Origin of the sequence: Streptomyces sp. NPDC032472 (genome assembly GCF_040636955.1) — a bacterium.
Classification (GTDB): domain Bacteria; phylum Actinomycetota; class Actinomycetes; order Streptomycetales; family Streptomycetaceae; genus Streptomyces.
Genome location: NZ_JBEZVK010000151.1, coordinates 1 through 6625, shown reverse-complemented (window position 1 = coordinate 6625; position 6625 = coordinate 1). Strand labels below are relative to the sequence as shown.

Here is a 6625-nt window from a genome sequence, read left to right as displayed (position 1 = left end):
ACGCCACCGGGCCGCCACCTAGCCTGAACGGATGACCGGCAACGATCTCGGAGACTTCCTGCGCGTCCACCGCGCCCGCCTGAGCCCCGACGAGATCGGGCTCCCCTCCCACGGCACGCGCCGCGTGGCAGGGCTGCGGCGGGAGGAGGTCGCAGCCCTGGCCGGGATGAACACCGACTACTACGCCCGCCTCGAACAAGGCCGTGAACGCGGCCCTTCACCGCAGATCCTGGAGGCGATCAGCGGCGCGCTGCGGATGGACGACGACGCCCGGGAGCACATGTTCCGGCTGGCGGGCCGGCTGGCGGGCCGGCTGGCGGGCGCCGCGCCGGAGCGTCAGCGGCCGCGGCCGCAGCCGGAGGAAGCGGTCAGCCGTGGGCTGCGGCAACTGCTGGACGGATACCCGAACGCCGCGGCGTTCGTCCTGAACCCGGCCACCGACGTGCTGGCGGCGAATGCTCTGGCCCAGGCACTGTTCTCGCCGTTCGGGAACGTGGACAATCTCGCCCGCATGCTCTTCCTCGACCCGGCCGCCCGGCGATTCTTCACCGACTGGGACCGGGCAGCCGAGGCGGTCGTGGCCGAACTGCGCCATGCCTCGGGCCTCGACCCGTCCTATCGGCGCCTGCGCGAGCTCGTCGGCTTCCTGGCGGGGGCGAGCGAGGAGTTCGCCGCACTGTGGTCCTCGTACACCGTCCACGGGAAGACCCGGGACGACAAGGGGTTCCTGCACCCGGACGTCGGGCCCCTCGCCCTCACTTTCCAGGCCTTCGACGTCCGCGGAGCCTCGGGACAGCAACTGGTGGTCTACCACGCCGAACCGGGAAGCCCCAGCTCTCGGGCACTGTCCCTGCTCGGCAGCCTCCACGCCGCCCGGCTCCGCAGGCCCTCCGCGGAGCCCTGGCCCCACGCGTCCGCCTCGGCGTCCTGAGAAGCGGCGGCTCAGGATTCATTCAATGCGGCAGGAGCGCCGAGTACGTACTCCCGGGAGGCGTGGATTTCGTCGCGCAGGGCGGACAGGTCGACATCGAGGACCTGGCCGTTCCACTTACGGGGCTCGCCGTTGATGAGGACGGCGCTGATGTTGCGGGCATCGGAGCCCAGGACGACGGTGCCGACCGCGTCGTTGAGCGGCATGTTGTTGAGGTCCTCGGCCTGCATGACCAGGAGGTCGGCCTTCTTGCCCGGAGTGAGCGAGCCGGTGACATCGGCCAGGCCGTTGGTCCGGGCACCCTGGAGGGTGGCGAAGTCCAGGACGTCATAGGTGGTGATGCGCGCCGGCTGCCGGCCGGTGCCGTGGACGCCGTTGACCGCGCGCATCCGCTGGATGGCGTGCAGGGTCCGCATCTGCGTGAACATGTCGCTGACCAGAGCCACCTCGACGTCGATGCTCAGGCCGGGGCGGACCCCGACCGCGAGGGCCTCGTCGATCGCGGGGACCGCGGTCTCCAGGCCGATCTGGGCGTCCGAGGTCGGGGCCAGCGAGATGGTCGTGCCGCTCTCCCCGATCGCCTTCCACGCCTCCGGGGTCAGGCCTGTGGCATGGACGAGGGTGAGCTCGGGGCCGAGGAGGCCGTCCTCCTCCCATTCCAGGACGGCCCGGGAGGAGGAAGCACCGAAGACGGCGTCGACACTCACGCCAAGGCCCAGGTCCTGTGCGACGCGGGCGAGTTCGGGGCCGTAGGCGAGGGCGGGCCCGGCGATCTCGTCGGTCGCCAGGGCGGCCAGGCGCAGGGTCAGCAGTTGGTCCTGGCCGGCGAAGTACTCCTCCTTGAGGCGGGCCAGGTCGCCGGGCCACTGCTTGTCCCACGGCCCGAAGTGCGGGCCCATGGAGGCGTGCACGCCGCGAACGCCGGTGTCGACGAGGGCCTGGATGGCGGCGTCGGAGTGTTCGGGGGTACGGGAGTTGTGGGAGAAGTCGAGCATGCACGTGATGCCGCTGTCGATCGCCGTCAGGGCGGCCAGCTTCGTTCCGACGTACATGTCCTTCGGTCGGTAGACCGGGGCGTAGCCGGCGAGGGTGGACATCACATAGGCGCCGAGGTCGTCGACGTCCGGCATGATCCGGCGCAACTGCGTCTGCCAGGCGTGCCGGTGGGTGTCGACGAAGCCCGGCGTGAGGACGGCACCGGCGGCGTCGACGACCACCGCGCCGTCCCGGCTCAGCCCACGGCCGATTGCGGCGATCGTGTCGCCCTCGATCAGCAGATCGGCTCCGTGGAGGATGCCGTGGGCGGGGTCCATGGTGACGATGGTCGCGCCGGCGAACAGGATGCGCCGCTCGGGGTCGGCGGAGCGGCGGCGGAGCTGTTCGAGCAGGTCGGCGCTGGTGTGGTCGGAGACGGTCAACGGGAGGTCCAGTTCGTCATGCCAGGGCGGTGTGGCCTGTGCGGGGTGGGTGGGCGGTGCCCGGGTGAGGCCGGGCGATGCCGGGTGATGCCCGGTGATGCCCGGTGATGCCGGGTGATGCCCTCCAGCGTCCGCCCGGCCGGCAGCGGCAACCAGGCCGCAGTACACCCAGGCACAGCGCACCGGGCTCACCGTGTGGTGCACGGGCGCCGGTACCGCGTTGCGTCGACCACGGCCTGCGCCGGCGGTCTACCCTGCAGAACCATCGTCCCGGAGGGAGCGGCACATGACCGATACGGCGACTCTCGACCTCGGACCGCAAGCCGGGATCGTGGCCCGTCTCGTGGCCCGCGTACCGGACGCCCGGCTCGCCGACCGGACGCCCTGCCCCGAATACGCGGTGAGCGGCCTGCTGGGCCACCTCGCCCACCTCGCCGTCGCCTTCCGCGACGCAGCACGCAAGGACCTGGGCCCCACGACGGACACGGCCCCCGGTGCGGCCGCGCCCTCCCTGCCGGCCTCCTGGCGCGAGGAGCTGCCCCGGGTCCTCGGAGAACTGGCCGAAGCCTGGCGGGATCCGGCCGCCTGGACCGGCATGACCCGTGCGGGCGGCGTGGACCTGCCCGGTGACGTCGCGGGAATGGTCGCCGTCGACGAACTGGTCATCCACGGCTGGGACCTCGCCCGGGCCACCGGCCAGGGCTACGCACCCGATCCGGCTGCGCTGCACGCCTCGCACGCGTTCCTGCTGGCGGCCGCCGAGGACGAGAGCCGCGGCGGGGGCATCTTCGGCCCCGTCGTGCCCGTACCGGACCACGCCCCGCTGCTGGACCGGGCCGTCGGACTGAGCGGGCGCGAGCCGGGCTGGACACCGCTCACGTCGCCCGGAGGGTGACGCAGCCGGCACCCGGGGCCCCGAACCGAGGGGACGATTTTTCGACGGGTGCACGTCAACGCTAGCGTGATCGTCATGTACGAGATCAACGGCGTGACAGCCACGCCAGGAGGACCGACAACCCTCCGGTTCCACGACCACGGCTACGTCGCCGGACCGGACGGGCACCGTGACAGCCTCGCCGACAAACTCTTCGGCGAAGAAGCCGGATGCGTCACCGCACTGGTGCTGCTCGCATCGATCGGCCTCTTCAGCCTGCTCCGGAAGATCGGGGCGCCGGACGCCGCCATCACGGCCTGCCTGTGGGTGTTCATCGCCGCTGTGTGCTACGGGGCGCTCCTCGCCCTGCTGCACTGGACCGCCGGAGTGGTCTCGAGCGTCGTGTTCTTCCTGTTCGTCGTGGTGACACTTCCTGCACTGCTGATTCCGAGCTACCGGCGGGCCGTAAAGCGCCGGTGGGGCGGTGGCGGCCCGGAGACCGAGTCCGGCTGGGTACCCGGCGCCGCCCTCGCCGGCGTGTGGCACCAAACGGACCCCCGCGGCGCCGTCGTGATCACGGTCCAGCGCACCGACGGGTCCGTCACTGCCTACGTTCCCCCGGCCGACAAGGCCCGCGACCTGTACGACCGCTTCGACACGCTGCTGCGCCGCTCCCGCCCGGCCCCGACGCCCTATCAGCAGCCCGGGCACGCCACACCGATGCACCAGCCCTGGCAGGGCCAGCCACAGGGCTACGCACCCCACCACCCCGGCCACCACCCCCAGGGCCACCCCTACGGCTGACGGCCACACGCGGTCAACCAGTCAACAGTTTTCCTTAACGCGTATCCAGTAAGCCGCCACTTCTGCTGATGGCGATCGGCGTACAGGGTGGGGTGCATGAAAAGGATCTGTGTCATCGGCGGAAGCCGGTACTTCGGAAAGCTCCTGGTCGAGCGCCTGCTGGGCGCCGGCCACCAGGTCACTGTGATCAACCGCGGCTCCACCCCGCCGCCCGCCGGTGTCGAGCACCTCGTCGTCGACCGCGACGACGAGGCCGCTCTGGTCACCGCGTTGGGGGTCCGCACCTTCGACGTGGTGGTCGATCAGGTCTGCTACACCCCCGTCCAGGCCGCGATCGCCGCCCGCGCCTTCGCCGGCCGCACCCGCCGCTACGTCATGACCTCCACGATCGAGGTCTACGACCCGGCGACGGCCGCGCTGCCGACCGTTCCGGCGGGCACCCCGGTGCCGGAGCAGAACGTGGACCCGGCCGGCTGGCCGGTGGCCATGGACCTGCCCTGGCAGGACACGGCGTACCTGGAGGCGCACTACGCCGAGGGCAAGCGCCAGGCCGAGGCCGTCTTCACCCGCGCCGGCGGCTTCGCGTTCGCCGCGGTGCGCAGCGCGCACGTGCTCGGCGGCGGGGCGCAGGAGTTCACCGGCCGGCTGGCGCACTACACCGAGCACATCCGCCGGGGCGAAGAGATCGCTGTGCACGCGAAGGCGCTGCCCACGGTGTTCATCCACCACGAGGAGCTGGCGGACCTGCTGCTGTGGGCTGCCGGCGCCGACTTCAGCGGTCCGCTCAACGCCTGCTCCGACGGTCCGCTTGACGTACGGGCCCTTGCCGCGACCGTCGCCGCAGAGATCGGCCGGGAGCCCGTCTACCGAGTGGTCGCCGCGGGGGAGACGGCATCGCCGTTCTCCTTCGACCGCCACTACGCCATGAGCAACACCCGCGCGAGGGAACTGGGATTCGCCTTCTCCCGCACCCTCGACTGGCTGCCCGGCGCCGTGGCCGAAGCCCTCGCCGCATCCGCGGCCACCGCCGCGTAAGCGACGTACGGAACGCAACGAAAGAGAACCGCCGTGCAGTACCGCACCATCGCAGACACCACCGTCAGCGCCATCGGCCTGGGAGCCATGCCGCTGTCCATCGAGCACCGCCCGGACGAGAGCCGGGCCCTGGCCACCGTCCACGCTGCCCTCGACGCCGGCGTCACCCTCATCGACACCGCCGACAGCTACCACTGGCACGCCGGCGAGACGGGCCACAACGAGCTGCTGATCGCCCGCGCCCTGGCCCGCTACGGGGGCGACACCTCCGGGGTCCTGATCGCCACCAAGGGCGGCCGCGGCCGCCCCGGCGACGGCAGCTGGACCGTCAACGGCGCCCCGGAACACCTCAAACGCGCTGCCGAAGCCTCCGCCAAGCGGCTGGGCGTCGACGCGATCGGCCTCTATCAACTCCACAAGCCCGACCCGGCCGTCCCCTGGGAGGAGTCCGTGGGCGCCCTGCGCGAACTGCTCGACGCCGGCACGATCCGGGCCGCCGGCATCTCCAACGTCACCACCGCCCAGATCCGCCGGGCACACGCCATCCTCGGCGACGGGCTCGTCTCCGTGCAGAACCAGTACTCGCCCGCCGTCCGCAACAGCGAGCCGCAACTGCAGCTGAGCACGGAACTGGGCCTGGCGTTCCTCCCCTGGAGCCCGCTTGGCGGCATCTCCCGCAGTTCCCTCGACGGGCCTTCCGGCCCGACCTCCAGGGGCACCGCGTTCCACCGCGTCGCGGCCGAACGAGGCGTCAGCCCGCAGCAGATCGCGCTGGCTTGGCTGCTCGCCCGCTCGCCGGCCGTGATCCCGGTGCCTGGAGCCAGCCGCCCGGCCTCCATCACCGCCTCGGCCGGCGCTGCACAACTCGACCTGACCGAGGCAGAGCTGACGCTGCTCAACCACGAACCGCCGCGCTGACTCGCTGTTCACCGGGGGGTAAGAGGAGTTCAGATTGTGATCATCTTGCCTTCTTGTGTCATGTGAAATATCACATGACGTAAGGCGGCGCCTGGTCTCCGGGCGCGCGCTCCCGGAACGAGGAGAGCCCAGATGAACCGCTTACCCCGTATCGCGCTCGGCGTTGCAGGCCTGACCGCTCTGACGGCCGCCCCGGCCGCCGCCACGCCGGCCGCCGCCACGCCGGCCGCCGCCACCACCCAGACCGTCACCACCTGCGGCAACTCGGGTCTCCAGGCGGGCCTGTCCACCCGGCTGTGCGCGGACGTCACCGGCAACGTGGTGGAGTTCTACGGCCGCGTCAGCCTCGCCGGACCCCCCTCGCCCGGCAGCCCGATGCCTCTGCCGAAGGAGCTGTCCACGACGCTGTCCGCCGGGGTCGTGGGTGGCGCCTCGCCCGTCACTCAGGACAGGCCGGTCATCTTCACCTCGACGACGCTCGAGGTACGCGGCCTGGTGAGCACCGTCCCCTGCGGCTCGACGGTCCGCGGCACCTTCGGCGTGGCCTCCTTCCCCTGGTCGCCCCGGCCTGTTGCCCACGAGGTCACCGTCGCCTGCTGACCACGCCCGCCGCCTGCGCGGGCAGTGAGTGGGGGCTGTGCCTCC

The 6625-nt window shown here is 71.8% G+C and carries 7 protein-coding genes; 6 read left to right on the top strand and 1 reads right to left on the bottom strand.

Translation table 11 applies throughout. The features are described from left to right. Positions 1-31: 31 nt before the first annotated feature. Entirely contained in the window at positions 32-931 is a 900-nt protein-coding gene (locus tag AB0F11_RS37210) for a helix-turn-helix transcriptional regulator (protein ID WP_362184059.1), read from the top strand. Positions 932-942: 11 nt separating this feature from the next. Here AB0F11_RS37210 and AB0F11_RS37205 read toward each other — a convergent pair whose 3' ends face one another. Continuing rightward, entirely contained in the window at positions 943-2349 is a 1407-nt protein-coding gene (locus AB0F11_RS37205) for an amidohydrolase family protein (protein WP_362184056.1), read from the bottom strand. 286 nt (positions 2350-2635) lie between these two features. Between AB0F11_RS37205 and AB0F11_RS37200 the strand changes: the two genes are divergently transcribed. From AB0F11_RS37200 to AB0F11_RS37180, 5 genes are all read left to right on the top strand, one after another. Further along, a complete protein-coding gene (locus tag AB0F11_RS37200) occupies positions 2636-3244 on the top strand; it encodes a TIGR03086 family metal-binding protein (protein WP_362184053.1) in 609 nt (202 codons plus the stop codon). Between the two features lie 75 nt (positions 3245-3319). Then, the gene (locus AB0F11_RS37195) at positions 3320-4027 is read left to right on the top strand and encodes a hypothetical protein (protein ID WP_362184050.1); all 708 of its coding nucleotides are present in this window, start codon (positions 3320-3322) and stop codon (positions 4025-4027) included. A gap of 96 nt (positions 4028-4123) precedes the next feature. Continuing rightward, positions 4124-5062, top strand: coding sequence for an NAD-dependent epimerase/dehydratase family protein (locus AB0F11_RS37190; RefSeq protein ID WP_362184047.1), 939 nt, complete (start codon positions 4124-4126; stop codon positions 5060-5062). 33 nt (positions 5063-5095) lie between these two features. Further along, complete coding sequence (locus AB0F11_RS37185; RefSeq protein WP_362184044.1) at positions 5096-5980, top strand: aldo/keto reductase; 885 nt, start codon at positions 5096-5098, stop codon at positions 5978-5980. Between the two features lie 132 nt (positions 5981-6112). After that, on the top strand, positions 6113-6580 hold the full coding sequence (locus tag AB0F11_RS37180; RefSeq protein WP_362184042.1) for a hypothetical protein: 468 nt from the start codon (positions 6113-6115) through the stop codon (positions 6578-6580). Positions 6581-6625: the final 45 nt, after the last annotated feature.

Excerpts from the sequence above, each read along its gene's own strand:
- AB0F11_RS37190 (WP_362184047.1), top strand. The coding sequence starts at position 4,124 with ATGAAAAGGATCTGTGTCATCGGCGGAAGCCGGTACTTCGGAAAGCTC.
- AB0F11_RS37195 (WP_362184050.1), top strand. The coding sequence starts at position 3,320 with ATGTACGAGATCAACGGCGTGACAGCCACGCCAGGAGGACCGACAACC.
- AB0F11_RS37210 (WP_362184059.1), top strand. The coding sequence starts at position 32 with ATGACCGGCAACGATCTCGGAGACTTCCTGCGCGTCCACCGCGCCCGC.
- AB0F11_RS37180 (WP_362184042.1), top strand. The coding sequence starts at position 6,113 with ATGAACCGCTTACCCCGTATCGCGCTCGGCGTTGCAGGCCTGACCGCT.
- AB0F11_RS37200 (WP_362184053.1), top strand. The coding sequence starts at position 2,636 with ATGACCGATACGGCGACTCTCGACCTCGGACCGCAAGCCGGGATCGTG.